Source organism: Candidatus Eisenbacteria bacterium (assembly GCA_016235265.1).
Taxonomy (GTDB): Bacteria; Eisenbacteria; RBG-16-71-46; order RBG-16-71-46; family JACRLI01; genus JACRLI01.
In genome coordinates this window covers 29,965-52,308 of record JACRLI010000011.1, presented here as the reverse complement: position 1 = coordinate 52,308, position 22,344 = coordinate 29,965, and the positions used below count along the sequence as shown (strand labels likewise).

At 72.8% G+C, this 22,344-nt stretch carries 19 protein-coding genes and 1 tRNA gene; 12 read left to right on the top strand and 8 right to left on the bottom strand.

Annotated elements, in window-relative coordinates:
* Nucleotides 1–22 precede the first annotated feature (22 nt).
* From HZB25_05845 to HZB25_05830, 4 genes are read right to left on the bottom strand one after another with little or no spacing between them, the layout of a single operon-like run.
* A complete protein-coding gene (locus HZB25_05845) occupies nucleotides 23–958 on the bottom strand; it encodes an NAD-dependent epimerase/dehydratase family protein (protein ID MBI5836745.1) in 936 nt (311 codons plus the stop codon).
* Entirely contained in the window at nucleotides 955–1,668 is a 714-nt protein-coding gene (locus HZB25_05840; GenBank protein ID MBI5836744.1) for an NTP transferase domain-containing protein, read from the bottom strand. Before HZB25_05840 ends, HZB25_05845 begins: the two co-directional genes overlap by 4 nt.
* A 2-nt stretch (nucleotides 1,669–1,670) precedes the next feature.
* A complete protein-coding gene (locus tag HZB25_05835; GenBank protein MBI5836743.1) occupies nucleotides 1,671–2,669 on the bottom strand; it encodes a GDP-mannose 4,6-dehydratase in 999 nt (332 codons plus the stop codon).
* Entirely contained in the window at nucleotides 2,666–3,787 is a 1,122-nt protein-coding gene (locus HZB25_05830; protein ID MBI5836742.1) for a glycosyltransferase family 4 protein, read from the bottom strand. Before HZB25_05830 ends, HZB25_05835 begins: the two co-directional genes overlap by 4 nt.
* Nucleotides 3,788–4,165: 378 nt before the next feature.
* Here HZB25_05830 and HZB25_05825 point away from each other — a divergent pair, with 378 nt between their 5' ends.
* Nucleotides 4,166–4,333: a hypothetical protein gene (locus HZB25_05825; GenBank protein MBI5836741.1), complete on the top strand. Its 168-nt coding sequence runs from the start codon at nucleotides 4,166–4,168 to the stop codon at nucleotides 4,331–4,333.
* A 3-nt stretch (nucleotides 4,334–4,336) separates the two neighbouring features.
* Here the strand turns inward: HZB25_05825 and HZB25_05820 are convergent, their stop codons facing one another.
* Together HZB25_05820 and HZB25_05815 are read right to left on the bottom strand one after the other, a co-directional pair.
* Nucleotides 4,337–6,403 carry an HDOD domain-containing protein gene (locus tag HZB25_05820; GenBank protein ID MBI5836740.1) on the bottom strand — a complete coding sequence of 689 codons (2,067 nt, stop codon included), beginning with the start codon at nucleotides 6,401–6,403 and terminating at the stop codon, nucleotides 4,337–4,339.
* A gap of 103 nt (nucleotides 6,404–6,506) precedes the next feature.
* On the bottom strand, nucleotides 6,507–8,255 hold the full coding sequence (locus HZB25_05815; protein ID MBI5836739.1) for a hypothetical protein: 1,749 nt from the start codon (nucleotides 8,253–8,255) through the stop codon (nucleotides 6,507–6,509).
* A 133-nt stretch (nucleotides 8,256–8,388) separates the two neighbouring features.
* On the opposite strand from HZB25_05815, the gene HZB25_05810 reads away from it, so the two are divergent.
* On the top strand, nucleotides 8,389–9,069 hold the full coding sequence (locus HZB25_05810; protein MBI5836738.1) for a DUF4397 domain-containing protein: 681 nt from the start codon (nucleotides 8,389–8,391) through the stop codon (nucleotides 9,067–9,069).
* Between the two features lie 106 nt (nucleotides 9,070–9,175).
* On the opposite strand, the gene HZB25_05805 is transcribed toward HZB25_05810, so the two are convergent.
* Both HZB25_05805 and HZB25_05800 read right to left on the bottom strand, forming a co-directional pair.
* A complete protein-coding gene (locus tag HZB25_05805; GenBank protein MBI5836737.1) occupies nucleotides 9,176–10,210 on the bottom strand; it encodes an MBL fold metallo-hydrolase in 1,035 nt (344 codons plus the stop codon).
* Nucleotides 10,211–10,245: 35 nt separating this feature from the next.
* Nucleotides 10,246–12,198, bottom strand: a complete 1,953-nt coding sequence (locus tag HZB25_05800; protein ID MBI5836736.1) for a glycosyltransferase family 39 protein — start codon at nucleotides 12,196–12,198, stop codon at nucleotides 10,246–10,248.
* 170 nt (nucleotides 12,199–12,368) lie between these two features.
* Here HZB25_05800 and HZB25_05795 point away from each other — a divergent pair, with 170 nt between their 5' ends.
* The 10 genes from HZB25_05795 (at nucleotide 12,369) to HZB25_05750 (ending at nucleotide 22,328) form a co-directional block, all read left to right on the top strand.
* Nucleotides 12,369–12,827 (top strand): arginine repressor, encoded by a 459-nt coding sequence (locus HZB25_05795; protein MBI5836735.1) that lies wholly within the window; start codon nucleotides 12,369–12,371, stop codon nucleotides 12,825–12,827.
* Complete coding sequence (gene argG / locus HZB25_05790) at nucleotides 12,824–14,089, top strand: argininosuccinate synthase (GenBank protein MBI5836734.1); 1,266 nt, start codon at nucleotides 12,824–12,826, stop codon at nucleotides 14,087–14,089. The genes HZB25_05795 and argG overlap by 4 nt, the downstream gene beginning before the upstream one ends.
* The gene (locus tag HZB25_05785; protein MBI5836733.1) at nucleotides 14,086–15,153 is read left to right on the top strand and encodes a hypothetical protein; all 1,068 of its coding nucleotides are present in this window, start codon (nucleotides 14,086–14,088) and stop codon (nucleotides 15,151–15,153) included. Before argG ends, HZB25_05785 begins: the two co-directional genes overlap by 4 nt.
* Nucleotides 15,150–16,364: an N-acetyl-gamma-glutamyl-phosphate reductase gene (locus HZB25_05780; protein ID MBI5836732.1), complete on the top strand. Its 1,215-nt coding sequence runs from the start codon at nucleotides 15,150–15,152 to the stop codon at nucleotides 16,362–16,364. Before HZB25_05785 ends, HZB25_05780 begins: the two co-directional genes overlap by 4 nt.
* Nucleotides 16,365–16,387: 23 nt before the next feature.
* Complete coding sequence (locus HZB25_05775) at nucleotides 16,388–17,668, top strand: aspartate aminotransferase family protein (protein MBI5836731.1); 1,281 nt, start codon at nucleotides 16,388–16,390, stop codon at nucleotides 17,666–17,668.
* Entirely contained in the window at nucleotides 17,665–18,783 is a 1,119-nt protein-coding gene (locus HZB25_05770) for an N-acetylornithine carbamoyltransferase (GenBank protein ID MBI5836730.1), read from the top strand. The genes HZB25_05775 and HZB25_05770 overlap by 4 nt, the downstream gene beginning before the upstream one ends.
* Nucleotides 18,761–19,711, top strand: a complete 951-nt coding sequence (gene argB / locus HZB25_05765) for an acetylglutamate kinase (GenBank protein MBI5836729.1) — start codon at nucleotides 18,761–18,763, stop codon at nucleotides 19,709–19,711. Before HZB25_05770 ends, argB begins: the two co-directional genes overlap by 23 nt.
* An 89-nt stretch (nucleotides 19,712–19,800) precedes the next feature.
* Entirely contained in the window at nucleotides 19,801–20,808 is a 1,008-nt protein-coding gene (locus tag HZB25_05760; GenBank protein ID MBI5836728.1) for a M20/M25/M40 family metallo-hydrolase, read from the top strand.
* Complete coding sequence (locus HZB25_05755) at nucleotides 20,799–22,160, top strand: argininosuccinate lyase (protein MBI5836727.1); 1,362 nt, start codon at nucleotides 20,799–20,801, stop codon at nucleotides 22,158–22,160. The genes HZB25_05760 and HZB25_05755 overlap by 10 nt, the downstream gene beginning before the upstream one ends.
* Nucleotides 22,161–22,242: 82 nt before the next feature.
* Nucleotides 22,243–22,328 (top strand) — tRNA-Leu (locus tag HZB25_05750).
* Nucleotides 22,329–22,344 lie beyond the last annotated feature (16 nt).

The following is a 22,344-nucleotide window of genomic DNA, read 5'->3' as shown; positions in this document are numbered from 1 at the left end:
CGCCCCTCCGTAAGTGAGGCAATCATGCCTGGCCTGCAACCGCCGCCTCCAGCATCGCGCGCAGCGAATCGCGCAGCGCCACCCGCGGCTCGAACCCGGTTGCCGCCCGGAGTTTCCCTATGTCGGCCACGCTGTGCTCGGCCGCCTCATGGGAGGCGGCGGGCGGCGCGGGGGCGCCCGGCGGCGGGCGCAGGCCGGTGAGCTCCTGGAACACTTCGAGCACGTCCGCGACGCGCGTTCCGCGGCCCGTCCCCACGTTGTAGGCCTCGCCCGGGCGGGCCCGCCCCAGCAGCAGGCGGAGCGCTTCGGCGGCGTCGGAGACATCTATGAAGTCCCGCTGCGGGGTGAGCGGACCCAGGCGCAGCGGGGCCACGCCCGTGGCGCGCATCCGCGCGAACTGCGCGGCCAGCGAGCCGCAGACAAAGCGCGTGCCCTGCCCGGGGCCCACGGGGTTGAACACCCGCGCCACGAAGGCCGGCACCCCCAGCTTCGCGGGGGCCTGCAGCGCCAGCGAGCACTCCGCCAGCTTGGCGTAGCCGTAGGCGCCGGCGGGATGGGGCACGCGGTCCTCGGGGATGGGCAGCTCGGATTCGGGGAACAGACCGTACTCGGCCGCCGAGCCGGGCACCAGCACGCGCCGGACGCCGCCGGCGCGCTGCACCGCGTGGCATACCGCCAGGGTGAAGCCCAGGTGCTCGCGCATCAGGGGGCCCAGTTCGGTGGTCTCGGGCGCGCGGGCGAGGTGGGCCACGGCGTCCACGGTGTGGGAGCGGATGAGGCGCTCCACGAGTGCGGAGTCCGCCGCGCTGCCGCGCTCCCACGCGAAGTGGGCGGGCAGGCCGGGAGGAGGCGGGCCGGGGTCCAGGCCGATCACGCGGGAGGCGGGCTCGCGTTCCAGCACGGAGCGCACCAGGGCGCGGCCCAGGAAGCCGCCGGCCCCGGTCACCAGCAGGATCATCGGGCCGGGGGCAGGAACGCGCCGGGATCGCGCTCCAGCGTCTCGACGGCCAGCGCGTGGTCCTCGGGCCGGCCGATGTCCAGCCACTGCCCGGTGAACAGGTGCGTGCCCAGCGATTCGCCCCGGGCGATCAGGTCTCGCACCAGGTCGGGGAAGTCCAGGCGCCGGCCCCTGGGGATGAAGTCCAGGATGCGCCGGTGGAACGCGTAGATGCCGGTGCTCACGTGGTAGGTGAGCGTGGGCTTTTCGATGTACTCGAGCAGGTTGCCCTGGTCGTCCAGCTTGAGCACGCCCAGGTCAATGGGCACCTTCTTCTCGAACACCGTCACGGTGGCCAGCCGGCCGCCCTGCATGTGGGCGCGCAGCAGCGCGCCGTAGTCCAGCGTGGTGAGCAGGTCGCCGTTCATGGCCAGGAAGAACTCCTCCGGGGGGGCGGCCAGTGCCAGCGGGCCGGCGGTGCCCAGCGGGGCGTCCTCGATGGAGTAGACGATCTTGAGGCCCCAGCGCGAGCCGTCGCCACAGTAGGCCTGGATCAGCTGGCCCATGTGGCCCAGGGCCAGCGTGACGTCGGTGAAGCCGGCGGCCTTGAGCTGGCGCAGCACCAGCTCCAGGATGGGCTGGTCGCCCACCGGGACGAGCGGCTTGGGGAAGACCGTGGTGTAGGGTTTGAGGCGGGAGCCCTTGCCCCCGGCCAGGATGACCGCGCGCATGGCTAGACGATGTACCGGTCGGTCTTGTACCGGCCCAGGTTGGCGTCCAGGTAGCGCTTCACGCGGTGCAGCCCGTCGTCCAGCGTCACGCGCGGCTTCCAGCCCAGCACGCGCAGCGCCTTGCGGTTGTCGCACACCAGGCGCATCACCTCGCTCGCCCCGGGGCGCACGCGCTGCTTGTCCTCCACCAGTTCCACTTTCGCGCCGCACACCTTGGCGGCCCGCTTCACCAGCTCGCCGATGCTCACGCCCTTGCCCGAGCCCAGGTTCACCACCGTGCCCACCGCCCTGGCCGCCTGCGCGGCGCGCAGGAAGCCGTCCACCGTGTCCTCCACGTAGGTGAAGTCGCGGATGGGCTTGAGCGAGCCCAGCCTGAGGCGCGCGCGGCCGGTCAGCATCTGCGTCAGGATGGTGGGGATGATGGCGCGCGCGGACTGGCGCGGGCCGTAGGCGTTGAAGGGCCGCACCGTGGCCACCGGCAGGCCGAAGGAGAGGTGGTAGCTCTCGGCGATCTTGTCCGCGCCGATCTTGCTGGCGGAGTAGGGGGACTGGCCCTGCAGCGGGTGCTCCTCGTCCATGGGCACGTAGCGCGCGGTGCCGTAGGTCTCGGAGGTGGAGGTGTGCACCACGCGCTCCACCTCCAGGCGGCGGGCGGCCTCCAGCACGTTCACCGTGCCCTGCACGTTCACCGACACGTAGCTGGCGGGCGCGCTGTAGGAGTAGGGGATGGCGATCAGGGCGCCCAGGTGGAACACCGTCTGCTGGTCTTCCATGGCCTCGAACACGCTGCGCGGGTCGGTCAGCTCGCCGGCCACCACCCGCAGCGCGCGCTTCACCTCGGGGGTGCAGAACTCCAGATTGCCCCAGTCGCTGCGGCTGTTGTAATGGACGAACGCGGTCACCCTGGCACCTTCGCGGACGAGGCGTTCCACGAGGTGGCTCCCGATGAACCCGCCCGCGCCGGTGACCAGCACGCGGCGGCCTTTCCAGTGTCGGCTCACAGACCCAGCTCCCGGTAGAGGTCGAGAATCTTCCCGCCGTTGTCTTCCACGGGCTCGCGCCGCACGCGCGCGCGGGCGGCTCCCACGTCTTCCAGCACGCCCAGCACGGCGCGCTCCAGCGCATCCGCGTCCCCGGTGCGGTAGGTCACGCACGCGCCGGGCCGCGGGGCGGCGTCGCTGGCGACCACCGGGGTGCCCAGCGCCAGCGCCTCACGCACCGACACGGAATCTCCGTCGCTCACGGTGGGGCGCACGTACACGTCGGCGCGGCGGAACAGGGGGTGGATCTCCGGCAGCCCGCCGCGGCCCACGAACACGCTGTCGCGCAGGTCCGCGCGACCGGCCTCGTCCCACAGCCGGTCCCAGTGCGCCGCATCCTCGACGCCGCTGAACCATAGCACGCAGCCCAGCCCGGGGAAACGCTTCCGCAGCCGGCCCGCGAGCCGCAGCGTATGGTCCAGCCCGTAGAGGTCGCGGCCCTCGAGCAGCCGCGACCAGCCCACCCACAGCACCACCGGCGAGTGCGCCCCGAGGAAGGCCTCCAGCTCCGCCGGCAGCGGCAGGCCGGCCTCGTCCAGCGGCGGGGGCAGGAACGCGGGGATCATGCGCACCATCACCGCCGGGCCGGCCTCCGCGCGCACCCGGGCCTCGATGCCCGGGTTGCAGGCGATCACCGCCGAGGTGCGTCGCAGGAAGAAGCGGATCAGCGCGCGCTGCAGCGGCCCCCCGCGCATGGAGTAGTCGTAGCTCTGTCCGTGGATCGAGATCAGGCTCTTGCGGCCGGTCACCATGCCCCACAGCGCCACCAGGCAGCGCATGCGCCAGTCGGGGCTCTGGTAGTGGAGGATGTGGGAAGGGCCCGCGGAAAACAGGCGGGCCAGCAGCCGTCGCGCGCCCGCGAAGCCGGTGACGCGCTCGCCGGGCACGTCCGCGCCCGTCTCGCTGTAGATGTGGAAATCCACGCCGTTCGCGGCCAGATGTCGCCCCAGGCGCTGGATGCCCACGGAGATCCCGCCGTAGGGCGGCGGGTACGGCCCGACGATCCCCACCCGGGGCCGGCGGATATGGCCGGTGGGGGCGAGGCTCGCAACGGGGGGTGAGACGCTGGGCATCGCCATGGGGCTAGGGGAGTCTCCCGTCCGGTTCGCGAGCCCGCCGGGACTTCCGGCTTGCGCGCACGGACTTCGAGGCGAGAATCTAGGCCACGGGCCGCCGACTGTCCAGCGCGGCCCCCCTGGACATCCTGGTGCTGGCCCAGGAGGCGTTCGTGCCCATGTGCATCGCGCGGGCCCGGCCCATCGGCGTGATGCAGAAACCGGCCGCCCGGCGTTCCCGGGATCTTGCCGCGCGGGTGCCCCGCGCGGGTAACCCGTTGCGCCGCCTGGCCCGCTGCCGCTACACTCCCGCGCGTGGAATCCCGGCCCGGGCCGCGGGCATCCCGGGTTCCTGGGGGGGGCGGTACGACCCCTCATCCGATCCACCTCGGAGGTCTCGGAATGAAGTCCTTGAGCAAGGCGGTGGTCCCGCTGGGGATCCTGATCGTGCTGAGCGGCCTGTTCTGGATGGGCTACGACGCCATCCAGGCGGCGGGGGTGCTGGCGGTCGGCGGGCTGGTGCTGGCCGTGGGGCTGTTCGACGCATTCCGCTGGGACGGCCAGAACTAGCGTTCAGGCCGCCTGTCCCAGCATCTGCATCATCGAGGATTTCTCGCGCTCCATCGCCTCCAGCGTGGCCCGGATCTCCTCCGGGGTGAGCATGAGGTGCTTCACGGCGCCGTTCTCGAGATGTTGCTCCAGGTCGTCGTCCACGCGGTGGCGCAGCTCCGAGAGCGCCTCCGCGGCTCCCGCCAGGTAGGTCAGCTGCAGCGCCTCCGGCGCCTCCGCCGCGCAGCGGGCGGGGTCGTGATGGTAGCGGATGGTGCTGCACAGGGTGGACGGCAGGTTCCACTGCGCCGCCACCCACGCTCCGATGGCCCCGTGGTCCACCCCGGTCACGCGCCGCTCGGCCTCCACCTCGCTCAGGCCCTCCTCCTCGATCAGCGACTCGATGCGCGCCGACAGGTCGTGGTGGTAGTAGTCCAGCGCGATCCGGCCGATGTCGTGCAGCAACCCCGCGGTGAAGGCCTCGTCGGGCTCGCCCATGCGGCGCAGCCGCGCCAGCGTCATCGCCCCCACCGCCGTTTCCACGGAATGCTCCCACAGTCGCAGCCGCGTGGAGCGGCTCTGGGTGGTGCCGCCCCGGAAGAAGCCCGCCAGCCCCACGTTGATCACCATGTTGCGCACGTTGCGCAGCCCCAGGATGGTGAGCGCCAGGCTCACCGTGGAGATGCGCCGCGAGAATCCGTAGAATGCCGAGTTCACCAGGCGCAGCACGCGGGTCACCAGGCCCTGGTCGCGCGAGACCAGCTCGGCCAGCTCGCGGATGCTGCAGTTGATGTCCCGGCTGCGCTCGATCACCTGGTGCACCACCTGCGGCATGGACGGGAGTTCCTTGATCCGGCGGCTGAACAGCTTCTCGAGGACCTCCTGGTTCACGTCCTCGCGCTTGCGCGTGGAGTCTTCCACGTGGATGGACAACTGCCCGGACTCGAAGGCGCGGCCCAGAGCGTCCACCACCTCGGGGTCGAAGTGGATGCCGGCCATGTTCCGGATCTGCTCCACCGCGAACTCCGGCGCGCTGCCCTTGCGGTAGGGCCGGTCGCTGGTCATGGCGTCGAAGGCGTCGGCGATGCCCACGATGCGCGCGATCATCGGGATGATCTCGCCCTTGAGCCCGCGCGGGTAGCCGGTGCCGTCGAAGCGCTCGTGGTGGAAGCGGATGGCGTCCAGGATGTCGCGGGTGTTGCGCACGCCGCCCACGATGCTCGCGCCCATGTCGGTGTGCGAGCGCATGGAGTCGAACTCCTCGGGCGTGAGCTTGTCCGGCTTGTGCAGGATCGAGTCGGGCACCCCGATCTTGCCGATGTCGTGCAGCATCGCCCCCAGGCGCACCGAGTCGCGGAAGCCCTCGGGGAAGCCGTCGGGGCGCGCGGCCTCCAGCTCGTTGAGCACGCCCAGCGAGTACATGGCCACGCGCTCGCTGTGGCCGCGGGTGTAGGGGTCGCGGGCGTCCAGGGCCGTGGACAGCGAGCGGATGGTGGCGATCAGGAAGTTCTGGGCGTCCTCCACGGCGCGTATGCTGCGCAACGCGCTCGCGGCGAAGGTCGCCAGCAGCTCGAGGTACTTGAGGTCGGAGTCCTGGAAGCGGTGGCGCCGCTCCAGCGTGCCCACGCACAGGATGCCCCCCAGCTCGTTCTGCTGCGGCAGCGGGACCAGCAGGAAGTTGCCGGCGTGGAAGTGCACCGCGCGGGCGCCGGAGAGGTCCACCGGCACGCCCGGCGGGGAGAGCAGCAGCGGCCGGTCGTGGTCCAGCACCCACAGGAAGTGGGTCTGCTCCAGCTCGGTGCGGGCGTGGTCCATGAGGCCGTCGTCGAACTCCCGGCGGGCCTCGATGTCCACGCTGCCCTGTGCGCCGTGCCGCACCGCGATGCTGCCGAAGGCCATGCCCAGCCCTTCCAGCGCCGCGTCCAGGATGGCCTGGAGCGTGGGCTGGACGGACGTGGAGGAGGCCAGCGAGGCGGCCACGCGGCCCACCTGGTCGAGGTGGCGGCGCGCCACCTCCAGCTCCGCGAGGGAGCGCTGGATCCTCTGCACCACTTCGGGTTGCGGTTTCGGCGGCTGAGATTTCGGCTGCATGATCTCCCGGCAGGCGCGGTGGGATACCGCGCCACGAGGGTCGGGGCGCTGACGGCCGTGGGTATTGTGTTCCGGGTGGGTTATCGGGCGCCGGAGGCGGCTTCTAAATGGCGGGCGGCGGCCCATTCGGGCCGGGGGCAGGAGGGGCCTGCGGTGGCCGGGGAGCCCACTCGAGCAGCACCGGCTGGCCCAGGGGCCCGTCGGGCCCGGTCAGGCGGGCGGAGGGATCGTACACGCCGTGGGGTGTCAACTCCGCCTCCAGGGCCCGGTACACCTCGCGGGCATCCTCGGGGCGATTCCACAGCTGCGCCGCGAAAGGAGTGACCACCAGGCCCGTGCCCAGGAACCAGGCACGGCCGCCGGCGGCGCGCGCCCGGGTGGCGCGGGCGCGCAGGCTGTCCAGCGTGGCCGGCAGGGAGCGGGTGGAGCGCGCCAGCGATTCAAGTGTCTCGAGATTCCCGCGCCGGCCGTAGTAGAGCAGGTAGCCCTCCAGGTCTCCCTCCGGCACCAGCAGGAAGTCGCGCGGGGCGGTGCTCCGCGCCACGGCCTCGGACCAGCGGCGCGGCAGGTCGAGCCGGGTGTCGTGCCGTCGCGCCACCACCAGGAAGCCGGTGGTGAGCACCATCAGCGCCAGGATCAGCACGCTCACCACCGAGGCCACGGGCGACATGCGCCGCGCCCCCAGGCCCTCCGGGTCCCCGAAGCGCAGGTCGGCCCAGATGGCGGTGAAGGCCCACAGCGGGGGCAGCGTGAGGGTCCAGAACTTGAGGCTCGAACGTCCCACCCAGCCCAGGAACAACTCGAACACCAGGAACCAGGCCAGGCACATCACGGGCAGCGCCCCGAAGCGCCACGTCAGGTAGGGGCGCTTGCGCCAGCCGTCCCAGGCCAGGTAGCCCACGGCGCCCGCGAACAGCAGGAAGGGCACCCGGGCCAGGTCGTTGAGCCAGCCCACGGCGGTGGGCGGCGGCGCGTTGCCGATCAGGCCGAAGTCGGGCACCGCGCCGCGCAGGAACCACAGGAAGCCCAGCAGCAACCGCACCGGGTCGCGGTCCACCCACGAGTCCCAGCGCATGTAGCGGTTCAGCCAGGCGGTGGCCAGCGCCACGGAGGTGTCGTGGCGGACCGCCATGACCACGAGATAGGCCGCCACCGCGGGCACGACCGCTCCCAGCGCCGCGGCCCCCAGCAGCCGGCGGCGGCGTGGCGCGTCGGGTGCCGCGCGGAAGGCCACCAGCAGCACCGGGACCAGGAACAGCGCCGCCACCACGTGGAAGAGCGAGGCCGCCGCCACCAGCATCCCGGCCTGGAGCGCCTGGTCGGCCCGCCCGGTGCGCGCGGCGCGCAGCGCCTGCCGGGCCGAGGCGATGAGCAGCAGCAGCGTGGCCACGTACACTTCGTTTTCGGATGCCAGCGTCCACGTGCACTGCGAGAGGCCCAGGCCCAGGGTGGCGAAGCTGGTCCAGAAGAAGGTGGCGCCGTTCTCGAGCAGGCAGCGCGCGAAGATGGCCAGCGCCAGCCCCGCGAGCAGGGAGTTCAGGAAGCCCGCCACGGCCAGCGGATCCAGGTGGGGGTGGATCACCTGCAGCGCGTTCCACAGCACCTTGATCACCAGGCTGTAGGCCAGGTGGTGGGGGTGGAAGAGGTCGGCCCACGCGCCGTCGCGCACGGTGCGGGCGTAGGAGATGGCGTCCAGGCTGTGGGCCTCGGTCCGGCCGATCCAGTAGAGCAGCGCGAAGCCGATGCCCCACACCCGGGTGGCCAGTCGCTCGCGGGCATCGAGGGCCTTCAGGGGTCGGTCGGGCATGGCGGAAATGTAGTCGAGGTGCGGCCGGCCCGCAATGCGACCCACGCGGGACAGCCCCGGACGCCGCCCTGCGCCCGGGCTGTGCCGGCGTCCGTCCCCCCGGGAACCGTGGGTCATGGTATTCTGTCCTGGTACTGGGCCGTCCCCGCGTCGGGGAGGGCGGAAAGGGAGCGTGTTGATGCGGATGAGGATCCTGGCGATGGCCCTGCTCGGGCTCGCGGCGGTGACGGCGGCCGGTTGCGGGAAAGACCCCGTGCAGCCGGCGGCGAAGGCCCGGCTGCGCATGGCCCACTTTGCCCCGACCGCGCCGAACGCGGACCTCTGGGCCGGTTCCTCGGCACTGGGTGCGAACCTGAACTTCGAGAAGGCCACCGGCTACACCACGGTGGATGCCACGGACTTCCGGGTGAAAGCGCTGGAAGCCGGCAAGACCGACGTGCTGGCCGACAACCTGCTCTACATCGCGCTCGCGGCCAGCCGGGACTACACCTGCATCCTCACGGAATCCCCGGTCGGGCACTACGCGCTGGCGCTCACCATTGACGACCACAGCGCCATCTCTTCGAGCCAGGCGAAGCTGCGCTTCTTCCACCTCTCGCCCGACGTCGCGGACACGCTGCAGCTGGTGCTCAACGGGCTGGCGACCGGCGGACTGGCGCGCAACGACACCAACCGGCAGTACTACCCGGTGACCCCCGGGACGTACGCCATGAAGTTCCGGCTGTACCGCGACACCACGCGGGTGCTGGCGGAGCGGGAGGTGGAGCTCGAGGGGGGGAAGCGGTACACGCTGATCTTCAGCGGAGTGAACACCGGGGGGCCGGGCTACCGGATGACGGTGCTGAACGACACTCTGTAGCCTCCCCGCGCTTGCGACGAAGTGAGGCTCCCCGATGGCCGTTCCTGCGGCATCGGGGAGCCTCGCTGTTTCGTCCCGCGGTCGGTCCCTGCTTCGAGACTCGCCCCTACCTGTAGATCGTCCTCCACGCCGCCTCGACGTTTGCGCCCAGGCGCTCCTTGTAGCCGCTCCACTTCTCGTACTTCGGCAGCTTCACGCTCTCGACAGCCTGGGCCATGGTCTTGCCCGCGTCGTGGGCTCCGCGGGTGGCGACGGAGAGGTCCGCGAGGTAGGCGCGGAACTCCCGCAGCCCGGCGGCGTCGCTGACCTCGCCGTGTCCCGGGATGAACATGGCGTCGTCCGGCGCGTGCGCCAGCACGGAATCAATGAAGTTCATGTACCCGGGCACCGATGCGCCGTGCTGCCAGTCTATGTAGGGGATGACCGCGTGGAAGTACACGTCGCCCATGTGGATCACGTGCGCCTTCTCAAAGAACACCACGCAGTCCCCGTCGGTGTGCGCGGAGTCGTAATGGACCAGGCGGATGGTCTCATCCCCCAGGTGCACGCGCATCTCACCGGTGCCGGCGAGCGTGACCAGCGGCGCGATCTCTTCGATCTTCACCGTCTTCGCCCACATCACCTGGTCATCCACGCGCTGGGTGGTGCTGTTCAGCGACGCGCGCTTCGCCGAGTCGGTGGTGGCGGCGGCCAGCGCCTTGAGCGAGTCGGAAACCCGGGGCCCCGCGGCGAGGATCTCCGCGGGGGAGGCCAGCATGTGGGTGCGCACGTTCTCGTGCGCCAGGACCTCGGCGAACTGCGAGAAGAACTCGTTGCCGCCCACGTGGTCCCCGTGGTGGTGGGTGTTGACCAGGAAGCGGATCGGCAGCGGCGTGACCTTCTCCACCTGTGCCTTGATGCCGGGGGCGAGGTCCTTGAACTGGTCGTCAATCAGCAGCACCGACCTGGGGCCCACGTAGAAACCCACGTTGCCGCCCCGCCCGTACAGGGCGTGCACGCCCCCGCGCAGCGGCTGCAGCCGGAAGGGGTCCGAGGGCGCGCGGTCGTGGTGGTCGTCGGCGGCGCGGGCGCCCGGGGCGCACGCGAACGCCAGGAGCAGCGCGGCCAGCAGGGCGGATCTTCCGGTGAGGCGGGCGTTCATGGGTCCTCCAGGGGCTGCGACCAGCCTTGGGTGGTTCAGCGATGTGGGGCGACGGCTGCAAGTTCGCGCGCCGCGAGGTCGGCGTCAATCCTGCGCGCGTCGGCGTCGGCCGGCGCGAGGGACAGGACCAGGTCCAGCTCCGCGCGGGCCTGGCGCAGCTCGCCCATGGCCAGCAGGGCGTCCGCGACCCGGATGCGCGCGCGGACGTCCGTGGAATCCACCGCCAGCGCGGTGCGGGCGTGGTGCAGCGCCCGCAGGGTGTCGCTGGCGAACCACGCCGGGAGCGCCCCGAACTCGGGCCCGATGAAGTAGAGCCTTCCGGTGCCGCGCCGCGTGGCCGCGCGAAGCGTGAGGCCGGGCACGGTCGCGGTGCTGTCCAGCAGGTACCAGAAGTCAAACCGGGACTGCGACTCGGTGAAGGAGAAGTACAGCCAGCGCGCGCCGCGGGCCCGGGCGAAGGCGGCCAGCTCGGGCAGAGTGGTCACCGCCGGGAACATCTCGGTGCGCAGGCCGGCGTAGTAGCCCAGGTGCGCCTTGCGCGCCACCACCCGATCCCCGGCCCGGATCTCCGGGCGGAGGGTGCGTGCCACTTCGAGGATCTCCACCGGGAGCGAGGCCGTGACCGCAGCCTGGGTGCGCACGCACGCGGCCGCGGTGAATGCCAGCGGCAGCAGGGCCACGAGCGGCCGGAGCCAGCCGCCGACCCCCCGGCCGCCCCGCGGCGCGAACCGGGGCGCGAGCAGCGCTCCCGCGGCCAGCGCGGCGTAGAAGGGCACCAGCGCCACCGAGTAGCGCGCGGAGTGGAACACCGGCACCAGCGTGAGGTAAAGACACGCGCCCGCCAGCGTGACCGGACGCAGCCGGCGCAGCGCGGGATCGGTCCACGAGAGGAGCACGCCGGCCGCGGCGCAGGCGGCCGGGACCCATCCCAGCACGTCGCGCGCATCGAGGCGCAGGTGGTCGAACGTGTTCCACGCCAGGCGCGCGGCCACCGCGACCGGGTCGTAGGCCAGCACGTCCCAGGGGGTGCGGAAGCGAGGCTGCAGGGTGGCGGCGTAGTCGTCCCAGGACACGTTGCGGGCGTGCGCGAACACCTCTGCGGCCACGTCGTGATGGAGCTGGAACTGGAAGCGCACGCCGTTCGCCAGGCAGAAGGCGGTCCACGCCGCCACGGGTGCCAGGAAGCACACCGCGAAGAGCAGCGCGCTCCGCGCGCGGCGGCCGGGAGCGGCCCGCCACGCGATCGCGGCGATGCCCGCCGGGAGCAGGTAGACGGCATTGTAGCGGGTGAGGAACGCCAGTGCGGCCACGAGGCCGGCGCACGCGGCGAGCACGATGTGCGTGGATGCCTCGGCGCGGGCCTCCCTGGTGGGGGATCCGGAGGCCCGGGGGTGGGGCTCCCCGGCGGAGGGGGCGACTGCCCCCGGACCCGGGGCCCACGAGCGCACCAGGAGGCACAGCGCGGCCGCCTGGAGCGCCACGGCCGGCAGGTCGGTGCACGCGGCATAGCCGTAGTGGAAGAAATGGGGGTTGAGGGCCACGAAGGCCACCGCCAGCAGCGCCACGCGCCCGTCCGCCACGCGGCGAAGCAGGCGGTGCCACAGCAGCACGCAGGCCACCGCGGCAAGCGCGGAGAGCAGCTGCGCGGCCCGGAACAAGTCGGTCACGAGGAAGCCCGCCAGGGCCAGCAGGGCCTCGTACACCGGGCCGATCACGGCGTAGCGCGAGGCGTCCAGGTGGCCGTGCTGCAGCAGGCGGGCGCCGTCGGCGTAGGCGCCGTAGAAATCGCTCTCCGCGAAATAGTCGCCCACCGGGTGCCGGCCCAGCGCCATCCACACCAGGGCGGCGCCCAGCGCCGCGGCCAGGGCCCACGCGGCCCGCATGAGGCGGCGCCCGCCCGGGTCGCCGTTCACCTCTGCGGGCCCCCCGGCGCGGCCCCGGGGAGGCTGCGCACCGCGGCCCGGGTGTGCCCGGGGTGTGGGGGACATGGGTCGGGATCCTCCTCCGTGGATGGCGAGCGCACATTCTAGCACGGGTGGGGGCGCGGTCCGCCACCCGGAGCCCGGGAAAGGCCGGAAATTCGGCTTGACCCGCGCCGAGAATGGAAATATATTCATCCGATAGTGACTTATCCAGCATCCAACCATCGGGAGGCGACATGACGACCGAGAAGGGCCGCCGGCAGGCCGCCATTCTGAGGGTGGTCCGGCGGCACGCGGTGGCCAGCCAGGCGGAGTTGTCCCAGGAACTGGCGCAGGCGGGGGTGCGCGGGACCCAGGCCAGCCTGAGCCGGGACATACGGGAACTGGGAATCGTGAAGGTGCGGGGGCGCTACGCGCTGACCGCCCCGGTTCGGGGATCGGCCCCGGCGGCGCCGGAGGTCCCCGAGGTGGAGGCGCTGCGCGCCGCGGTCCCGGTGGGCGCGAACCTGATCATCATCCGCACGCCCCCGGGCGGGGCGCCGCTGGCCGCAAGCTACGTGGACCGCGCGGGACGGACCGAGCTCGTCGGCAGCCTGGCGGGCGACGACACCAGCTTCCGCGCCGTGCGCAGCCGGGCCGACCAGGGCCGCCTGCTGGCGTGGCTGCGCAACCTTGGAAAGGGAAGAACGACATGAAGCCTCGCGTGGCGCTGGCATTCTCCGGCGGGCTCGACACCAGCTACTGCTGCGTCGCGCTGCATGAAGACTACGGGCTCGAGGTGCACACCGTGACCGCCGACACCGGCGGCTTCAGCGCCGCCGAGCTGGCCGACCTCGAGAAGCGCGCGCACATCCTGGGGGCGGCCAGCCACCGCACCCTCGACGTGCGCCCGCGCCTGTTCGACCGGTTCCTGCGCTACCTGGTGTACGGCAACGTGCTCCGCGGGCAGGTCTACCCGCTGTGCGTGGCGGCCGAGCGCGTGGCGCAGGCGGAAGCCGTGGCACTCGCCGCGCTGGAACTGGGCGCCACCGCCATCGCGCACGGCTCCACCGGCGCGGGCAACGACCAGGTGCGCTTCGACGTGGCCTTCAAGGTGCTGGCGCCGCAACTGCGGCTCATCGCGCCGATCCGCGAGTCGGGGCTGGCCCGCGCCCGTGCGGCGGCGCGCCTGGGTGACGCCGGGCTGCCGGTCCCCGAGGAGGCGAAGCGCTTCTCCATCAATCGCGGCCTGTGGGGCAACACCGTGGGCGGCGGCCCCACGCACGACAGCGACGCCACCATCCCCGACGACGCCTACCCGGCCACCGCGCCGCCCGCGTTCTGGCCGGACGCGCCCGAGCGGCTCACGCTGGAATTCGCGCAGGGCGTGCCCGTGGCCGTGGACGGCCGCGCCCTGTCCCCGGTGGACGCGCTGCTCGAAACGGCGGCGCGCGCCGGCGCGCACGGCGTGGGCCGTGGCGTGCACCTGGGCGACACCATCCTGGGCATCAAGGGCCGCGTGGGCTTCGAGGCGCCCGCCGCGGTGACCTTGATCACCGCGCACCGCGAACTGGAGAAGCTGGTGCTCACGCGCGCGCAGCAGAACTGGAAGGAGACGCTGGGTAACCTGTACGGCTCGATGCTGCACGAGGGGCACTACTTCGACCCGCTGATGCGGGACCTGGAAGCGTTCCTGGAATCCACGCAGCAGCACGTCAGCGGCACGGTGCGGGTGCGGCTGTTCAAGGGACAGGCCTCGGTGGAGGGCGTGCGCAGCGCGCACTCGCTGCTGCAGTCGGACGTGGCGCTCTACGGCGAGGAGAACCACCTGTGGGACGGCCGCGACGCGCAGGGCTTCTGCCGGCTCTACGCGCTGCAGGAGGCGCTGGCGGCGCGCCGGGACCGCAGCGTGGCCGGGACCGCCGGCGGCCAGGCTCCGAACGGCGCGCCGGTGCCGACGTCCGCGGGGGCGGCATGAGCGAGTCGCGGGTCCGCCTGGACAAGATCGCCTCGGTCACCCGCAACTGCCGTCTGGCTCCCGACGTGGTGGTCTCCCCGAAGGTGGACTGCCGCGCCGGCGCGGTGCTGGCGGTGCGCATCCTGGGCGAGAAGGGCACCTACAACCAGCTCGAGGACGTGCACGGCCGGATGAGCTTCCTGCATGGCGGCGACGTCATTGCCGGGGCGCTGGGGCACCGCAACGCGCTGCACGGCTACTCCGGCGTGGTGCCGGAGAAGCTGGCGGTGGGCGAGACGGTGCACGTGCTGAACCTGGGCGGGGTGCTGGGCCACTGCGTCTCGCACAACCCGGAAGTGGGCGAGCCGTTCCGCGCGGAAGTGCTGGGCTCGGTGCTGGCGTTCCCCACGTTCCAGAGCCGCTCGGGGGTGCCCGCGCACATTTCCATGAACGCGCTGCCGCCCGCGGAAGCGCTGGAAGGCCGCGCCCCGGTGGTGTTCGTGGCCGGCACGTGCATGAACGCCGGCAAGACGCTGGCGGCCTGCCAGATCGTGCGGCACCTGGCGCACCGCGGCCTCAAGGTGGGGGGTGCGAAGCTCACCGGCATCTCGCTGATGCGCGACGTCTTGAGCATGCGCGACTACGGCGCTTGGCGCGCGCTGACATTCACCGACGTGGGGGTGGTGGCCACCGATCCGGCCACCGCGGTGCCGGCCTCGCGCGCCATCCTGGGTGAGCTGGCGCGCGGCGCGCCGGACGTGATCGTGGCCGAGCTGGGCGACGGCATCCTGGGCGACTACGGGGTGCAGTCCATCCTCTCCGAGCCGGCCTTTCGCGGGCGCGCGGCGGCCATGGTGCTGTGCGCCAACGACCCGGTGGGCGCGTGGGGCGGCGTGGAGATCCTGCGCCGCACGTTCCAGTGGGGCGTGAACGTGGTGAGCGGGCCGGCCACCGACAACGAGGTGGGCTGTCGCTACGTGCGCGACGAGCTGAACGTGCCGGCGCTCAACGCGCGCACGCACGGGCCGCAGCTGGCGGAGCAGGTGGCGGACAAGGTGGCGCAGTTCTCGGGGGCCGCGGCGTGAGCGGCTTCGACAGGCGCCTGGCCTGGAGCGGGGCCGGTGGCGGCGGCGCGGTGCGCGTGGTGCGCCGCGTCCCGGTGGCCATCCTGGGCGGGTCCGGCTACGGCGGCGGCGAGCTGCTGCGCCTCCTGGGCGCGCACCCCGGCTTCGAGGTGACGCAGATCGCCTCGCGCCATCACGCCGGCCGGGCGGTGCACGAGGTGCACCGGGGCCTGCTGGGGCTCACCCAGCTCACATTCGGCGCGGAGCCGGACCTCGCGGGATTGCTGGCGGACGGGCCCGCGTTCCTGGTCTCGGCGCTGCCGGCGGGCGAGGGGGCAAAGGCCCTGGGCTCGGTCCTGGGTTGGGCGGCCGCGCGCAAGGCGGCGCAACGCGCGGCGGCGGCTTCCGGCGCGGCGGTGGTCGCGGCGGCGGATCCCCGCGTGACAACCGCCCCGGGTGGCCCGGCCGTTGCGGACGCCGTGATTGACCTCGCCGCTGATTGGCCGGACGGACTCAGCGTGATTGACCTGGGCCCGGACCTGCGTCCGGGTGGACCCCACGCCTCGGGGGCGAGGGAGGCGCTGTTTCCGCTGGCGCGCTACGGCCTGGTGGAGCTCAACCGTGCCGCGCTGGAAGGCGCGCGGCTGGTGGCCAACCCGGGCTGCTTCGCCACCGCGCTGCAGCTGGCCATCGCACCGTTGGTGGCCACGGGCCTGCGCGGTTTCGTCGCCGCCGACGGCGCCACGGGCTCCTCGGGCTCCGGGGCGCTGCCGTCCGAGACCACGCATCACCCCCGGCGCCACTCCGACTACCGCGCCTACCGGCTCGAGGGCCACGCGCACGTGGCGGAGGTCCAGGCGCAGTTCGCGGACGCGGGCCTGCGGCTCAGTTTCGTGGCGCACAGCGCGCCGTTCGTGCGGGGGATCTTCGTCACCGTGCACGCGCCGCGGGAGTCATTCGCGTCGGGGCTGCCGGCGCCGGACTTCCTGCGGGAGTTCTACCGCGACGAGCCGCTGGTGCGGGTGCGGGACGATTCGCCCCGCGTGCTCGACGTGGCCGGGACCGCCTTCTGCGATCTGTCCATGACGGTGCGCGGCGATCACGTGGTGGTGTGCGCGGCGCTGGATAACCTGGGCAAGGGGATGGCCGCGCAGGCCGTCCAGAACATGAACCTGCTGGCGGGCTACCCGGAGACCACCGGGCTGCTGTCCCCGGCGCTTGGGCCGGTTTGAACACCGGGCCCGGCGAGGAGCGCATGAAGACGACGAGCGCCGGCGTGATGCCGGAGACGACAAACACGCCGGGCGGCCCGGCTTCCGCAGGCGCGGCCGCAAGCTCCGCGGCGGGCGGCGCGGCTCCCACTGGCGCGGCAGCGAACTCCGCAGCCGGCGCTGCCGCACCCCCGGCGTCGGCGCTGCTGCCGACGTACAAGACCTACCCCTTCGAACTCGCGCAGGGCGAGGGCATGTGGGTGTGGGACACCTCGGGGCGGCGCTACCTGGACTTCTACGGCGGCCACGCGGTGGCCTCGCTGGGGCATTCGCCGAAGGCGCTGGCGGACGCCCTGGCCGGGCAGGCGCGGGAGTTCCTGTTCTACTCCAACGTGGCGCGCATCCCGGTCCGCGAAACCGCGGCGCGCGCGCTGGCGGAGTACGCCGGCCCGCCCTTCACGCAAGTGTTCTTCTGCAACTCCGGCGCGGAGGCCAACGAGGCCGCGCTGAAGGTGGCGATCCAGTCCACCGGGCGCACGCGCGTCGCGGCGCTCACCGGGGCCTTCCACGGTCGCACGCTGCTGGCGCTGTCGGCCACCGACGGTGCCGGCTACCGCGCCGGCCTGGAGCCGCTGCTGGCGCCGTGCATGCGGCTGCGCCCGAACCGGTTCGAGGACCTGGACCGGCTGGACGACACGGTGGCCGCGGTGATCGTGGAGCCGGTGCAGAGTATGGCCGGCGTGGTGGTGCTGGAGCCGGCGTGGCTGGGGGCGCTGCGCGAGCGCACCCGGCGGCTGGGGATCGTGCTCATCTACGACGAAGTGCAGACCGGCATGGGCCGGCTGGGCGCGGCCTTCGCGGCGGGGCAGTCCGGCGTGACGCCCGACCTGGTGACCACGGCCAAGGGCCTCGGCGGGGGCGTGCCGGTGGGAGCGCTGCTGCTGTCCACGGAAATGGGCGCGGGGGTGAAGGAGGGCGACCTGGGCTCCACGTTCGGGGGCGGGCCGCTGGCGTGCGTCGCGGTCACGACCGTGTTGAGCGAGATCGCCAACCAGGACCTGCACTCGCGCGTGCGGCGGGTCTCCGCCTACGCGCGGGAGCGCCTGATCGTGGGGCCGGTGAGCGGCGTGCACGGGGTGGGCTGGCTGACCGGCCTGGCCACGCGTGGTCCCGCCCGGGAAGTGGTGGCCTTCCTGCTGCAGCGGGGGGTGCTGACGGGGACCAGCGCCGACCCTCACGTGGTGCGGCTGCTGCCGCCGTTGATCGCCGGCGAGGAGCACGTGGACCTGTTGCGCGAGGCGCTGCTCGAGTGGGGGAACGCGTGAGCGCCCCGGTGCTGGCCGCCGCCGAGGGAGCCACGCGCGTGCGCCACTTCGTGAGCCACCTGGACTGGTCGCCCGCGGAGATTGACGCGATGATTGACCTGGCGCAGGAGCTCAAGGCCGAGGGCCTGGATGTGGCGGCGCACCGCGGCGTTCCCGGCGGTGAGGCGGCGCGCCCGTCCTACTCCCGGGCACTTCAAGATCGCGTGCTGGGCCTGGTGTTCTTCAATCCCTCGCTGCGCACGCTGTTCTCCTCGCAGGCGGCCATGCAGCGCCTGGGGGGCAGCGCCATCCCGCTGCACGTGGGGCAGGGCACCTGGGACCTGGAGTGGCGCGACGGGGTGCGCATGGACGGCAAGGCCTCGGAGCACGTGCGCGAAGGCGTGCCGGTGCTCTCGCGCTACGCGGAAGCTCTGGGGGTGCGCTGCTTCGCGGGCATGCGCGACGCCGACGAAGACGCGCAGGACTCCATGATCCGCGCCTTCGCCGCGCACGCGACGGTGCCGGTGATCAACCTGGAATCGGCTGCGGAACATCCCTGCCAGGCGCTGGCGGGCATCATGACCGCGCGCGAGCTGCTGGGCGCCACCGCCGGGCGCACCCTGACCGTGACCTGGGCGCCGCAGGCGAAACCCACGCCCATGGCTGTGCCGCACTCGGCGCTGCTGGGGGCGGCGTGGGCGGGGATGAACGTGCGACTGCTGCACCCGGAAGGCTACGAGCTGGGCGCGAAGTACGTGGAGGCGGCCCGGACCGAGTGCGCCCGCCGCGGGTCGCGCTTCGAGATCTCGCACGACCCCGCAGCGCTGGGGGGCACCGACATCCTGTACGTGAAGAGCTGGGGCCGGCGCGACATGTACGGCCGGGCCGAGGAACAGGCCGCCGATTTCGCGCGGCTGGCGGGATGGCGCGTGAGCGAGGCCCGGCTGGCCGCGTCGCAGGCGCCGGTGCTGCACTGCCTGCCGGTGCGCCGGGATGTGGTGATTGACGCCGCGGTTCTCGATGGACCGCGCTCCCGGGTGGTGGACGAGGCCGAGAACCGCATGTGGGTGTTCATGGCCGTGCTTCTGACATTGCTCAAGGGGGAGCCCGTAAATGACTCTGGAAAGCGGAATTAGCCTGGAGGCGGCGGCTCCGTTCGTGAAGCACTTCCGGGGCTCGACCTTCGTGGTGAAACTGTCCGGCGCGGTGCTGGACGACGCCGGCGCCACGGACGCGGTGGCCGCGCAGCTCGCCCTGCTCGACGCGCTGGGCATCCGCCTGGTGCTGGTGCACGGCGGCGGCGCGCAGGCCGACCGGCTGGGCGAGCGGTTGGGCGTGCCGCAGAAGCGCGTGGCGGGCCGGCGCGTCACCGACGACGCCACGCTGGAAGTGGTGAGCATGGCCTTCTCCGGCCCGGTGCGCAACGCGCTGCTGGGCGCGCTGCGCCGGCACGGGCTGTCCGCGGTGGGCCTCTCGGGGCTGGACGCGCGGCTGACCTCGGCGGTGAAGCGGCCGCCGCTGGCGGTGCGCGAGGCCGGCGGGCCGCCGGTCACCACCGACTTCGGGCACGTGGGCGATATCGCCGAGGTGCACCCCGGGGTGCTGCGCGACCTCATGGAGGCCGGGCACGTGCCGGTGGTGACCTCGCTCGCGGGCGATGACGAGGGCCACCTGTACAACGTGAACGCCGACACGCTGGCCGCGGCGCTGGCCGCGGCGCTGGGTGCCGCCAAGCTGGTGCTGCTGACCACCGTGCCGGGGCTGTTGCGCGACGTGGCGCAGCCCTCGAGCGTGATCAGTTGCCTGGACCTCGAGGCCTGCCGCGAGATGGCGGACTCGGGCGCCGTCGGCGGCGGCATGCTGCCCAAGCTGGAGGCGTGCCGTAACGCGCTGCTCAAGGGCGTGGATCGGGTGCACCTGGTGGACGGGCTCAAGCCCAACGCGCTGCTGCGAGAGATCTTCACCAACGAAGGCTGCGGCACGCTGATCGTGCGCCGGCGCGAGGACGCCGACGGATCCGGCGAAGCGTGGATCGGCGCGGACGTGCCGGTGGGGGCGAAGTGATCGAACGCCTGGCTCGCCTGGTCGGCACGCCCAGCGTCTCCGGGGCGGAAGCCGCCGTTGCGGACCTGCTGGGCCTGGAACTGGGTGGTATGGGCTTCGAGGTGCAGCGCGCCGGCGACAACCTGTTCTTCCGCGCGTTCGAGGCCCCCGGCCCCACGCTGCTGTTCAACTCGCACCTGGACACCGTGCCCGCCTGCGGGGGCTGGACGCGGGAGCCCAACCGCATGACCCGCGTCGGCGACCGCCTGTACGGGCTGGGCGCCAACGACGCCAAGGGCTGTGTCACCGCGCTGCTGGAGGCCGCGCTGATCCTGCGCACCAGGTACGCCGACGAAGGCGCGCCGGGCACGCTGTGGGTGGCGTTCACCGCGCAGGAGGAGACCGGCGGCCAGGGCATCGAGAACGTGATGGCGCGCCTGCCGCGGCCGGATGCGGCGGTGGTGGGCGAGCCCACCGGTTGCCGCCCGGTGCTGGCGCAGAAGGGCCTGCTGGTGCTGAAGGGCTCGGCGCGCGGGGTGGCGGGACATGCCGCGCACGCGGCGCGCGACGGCGCGCGCAACGCCGTGCACATGGCAGCCGCGGACGTGGCGCGCCTGGCGGGGTTCGAAGAGTCCGGCGCCGAAGTGCTGGGCACGCCGCACCCGATGCTGGGCCCGGTCACGGTGCAGGTGACCATGATCTCGGGCGGCCATGCCCGCAACGCGGTGCCGGACAGCTGCGACTTCTGGGTGGACGTGCGCACCAACCCCGGCACCGACCCGCGCGCCCTGGCGGCGCGCATCGGCGAGGGACTTCAGAGCGAGATCACCGTGCACAGCGCGCGGCTGCGCGCCATGGAGACCCCGCCCGCGTCGGCCGTGGCTCGCGCGGCGGTCGAGGCCACCGGCTGCCCCGCGGAGGGCTCGCGCACCACCAGCGACTGGGTGCACCTCGGGGATGTGCCCACGGTGAAGATCGGCCCCGGCGAGACGTCGCGCTCGCACCGGGCCGATGAGTTCGTGACCGGAGCCGAGCTGCAGCGCGGCGCGCAGGTCTACGCGGGACTGGCGCGCCGCTACTTCGCGGCCGCGCGGAAGGAGCACCCGTCGTGGCAGTGAACCTGTGGGACAAGGGCGTGGCGATGGACCCGCGGGTCCGCGCGTTCACCGTGGGTGAGGACGTGGCCATGGACCGCGTGCTCCTGCCGTGGGACCTGGCCGGCAGCGCCGCGCACGCGAAGATGCTGGCCTCGATCGGCGCGCTTGCCGGGTCCGAAGCGGCCTCGCTGGTGCGCGAGCTTCGCGCGATGCGCGACGCGCACGCGGCGGGGCAGTTCACCGTGGCCGACTCCGACGAGGACTGCCACACCGCCATCGAGAACCGGCTGACGGAGAAGCTGGGCCCGCTGGGCGGCAAGATTCACCTGGGGCGTTCGCGCAACGACCAGGTGGTGCTGGCGCTGCGGTTGTGGATGCGGGATGCGGCGCTGGAGCTCTGCGGGAGCCTGGGGGAGTACGCGCGCGCGCAGCTGGAGTTCGCGGAGCGGCACGCGGGCCTGCCGCTGCCCGGTCACACGCACCTGCAGGCGGCCATGCCCAGCTCCTGGGCGCTGTGGGCGCAGGCGTGGGTCGAAGCGGCGCTGGAGTCCATGCGCGCGCTGCGGCACCTGTACTCGGAACTCAACCGCTGCCCGCTGGGGGCGGCCGCCGGGTTCGGTTCGCCGGTCGCCACCGACCGGGCCTTTGTGTCCCATGCCCTGGGCTTCGATGCACCGCAGCGGTCCGTGGTGGACGTGATCCACTCGCGGGCAAGGCTGGAGGGGCGCCTGCTGCACGAGATCGCGGTCGTGGGGGCGTCGGTGGAGAAGTTCGCCTGTGACGCCTCGCTCTACCTCACGCGCGAGTTCGGCTACCTGCGGCTGGACCCCGCGTTCCAGACCGGCTCCTCGATCATGCCGCAGAAACAGAATCCCGACGTGGTGGAGTTGCTGAGGGCCCGCGCCGCGCGCCTGCGTGCCCGGCAGGAGGAGCACGCGTGGGTGGCGGCCAAGCTGCCGTCGAACTATCACCGGGACTACCAGCTGCTCAAGGAGCCACTGTTGCGCGGGCTGGGCGAGGCACTTGAAGTTCTTGAGATGGCCGCGCTGCTGCCGGCACATGTTGAGCCGGTGGAGGAGCGTCTGCGCGCAGCGCTGACGCCGGACCTGGACGCGGCGCGCGAAGCGTCAGAGCGGGCGCTGGCGGGGACGCCGTTCCGGGAGGCGTATCGGGAGACGGCGGCGCACGGCGTTATCGGCGCGGCGGGGGCTGCTTCCGCGGGGCCCGGCACGTCCCGTGGGTTGCCCGAACACGTGCGCACGGCTGCTGCTGCGGAGTTGCGGGTCGCGGCGGTGGAGTGTGCGGCGCTGGAAGCGTGGATTCGGGGGACGCGGGGGCACTTCCGGGAGGCGCTGGAGAGAGTGTTCGAGTAGGGCCCGGAAATCTCCTCGGATTGGATCGCAGGAGAAACGGGGCGGCCACGCGGCCGCCCCGTTTCCGCTACAATGGCCGCGTGCCGGGATGGCGAAATGGCAGACGCTGCGGACTTAAAATCCGCTGGCCGAAAGGCCGTGCAGGTTCGACCCCTGCTCCCGGCACCACGACTTGCCGCGAGCC

Bases quoted from the DNA above. Each gene is read 5' to 3' on its own strand.
- HZB25_05760 (MBI5836728.1), top strand. From the start codon at position 19,801: ATGGGCTTCGAGGTGCAGCGCGCCGGCGACAACCTGTTCTTCCGCGCG.
- HZB25_05825 (MBI5836741.1), top strand. From the start codon at position 4,166: ATGAAGTCCTTGAGCAAGGCGGTGGTCCCGCTGGGGATCCTGATCGTG.
- HZB25_05845 (MBI5836745.1), bottom strand. From the start codon at position 958: ATGATCCTGCTGGTGACCGGGGCCGGCGGCTTCCTGGGCCGCGCCCTG.
- HZB25_05795 (MBI5836735.1), top strand. From the start codon at position 12,369: ATGACGACCGAGAAGGGCCGCCGGCAGGCCGCCATTCTGAGGGTGGTC.
- argG (MBI5836734.1), top strand. From the start codon at position 12,824: ATGAAGCCTCGCGTGGCGCTGGCATTCTCCGGCGGGCTCGACACCAGC.
- argB (MBI5836729.1), top strand. From the start codon at position 18,761: ATGACTCTGGAAAGCGGAATTAGCCTGGAGGCGGCGGCTCCGTTCGTG.
- HZB25_05810 (MBI5836738.1), top strand. From the start codon at position 8,389: ATGCGGATGAGGATCCTGGCGATGGCCCTGCTCGGGCTCGCGGCGGTG.
- HZB25_05840 (MBI5836744.1), bottom strand. From the start codon at position 1,668: ATGCGCGCGGTCATCCTGGCCGGGGGCAAGGGCTCCCGCCTCAAACCC.
- HZB25_05805 (MBI5836737.1), bottom strand. From the start codon at position 10,210: ATGAACGCCCGCCTCACCGGAAGATCCGCCCTGCTGGCCGCGCTGCTC.
- HZB25_05800 (MBI5836736.1), bottom strand. From the start codon at position 12,198: ATGTCCCCCACACCCCGGGCACACCCGGGCCGCGGTGCGCAGCCTCCC.
- HZB25_05785 (MBI5836733.1), top strand. From the start codon at position 14,086: ATGAGCGAGTCGCGGGTCCGCCTGGACAAGATCGCCTCGGTCACCCGC.
- HZB25_05775 (MBI5836731.1), top strand. From the start codon at position 16,388: ATGAAGACGACGAGCGCCGGCGTGATGCCGGAGACGACAAACACGCCG.
- HZB25_05820 (MBI5836740.1), bottom strand. From the start codon at position 6,403: ATGCAGCCGAAATCTCAGCCGCCGAAACCGCAACCCGAAGTGGTGCAG.
- HZB25_05830 (MBI5836742.1), bottom strand. From the start codon at position 3,787: ATGGCGATGCCCAGCGTCTCACCCCCCGTTGCGAGCCTCGCCCCCACC.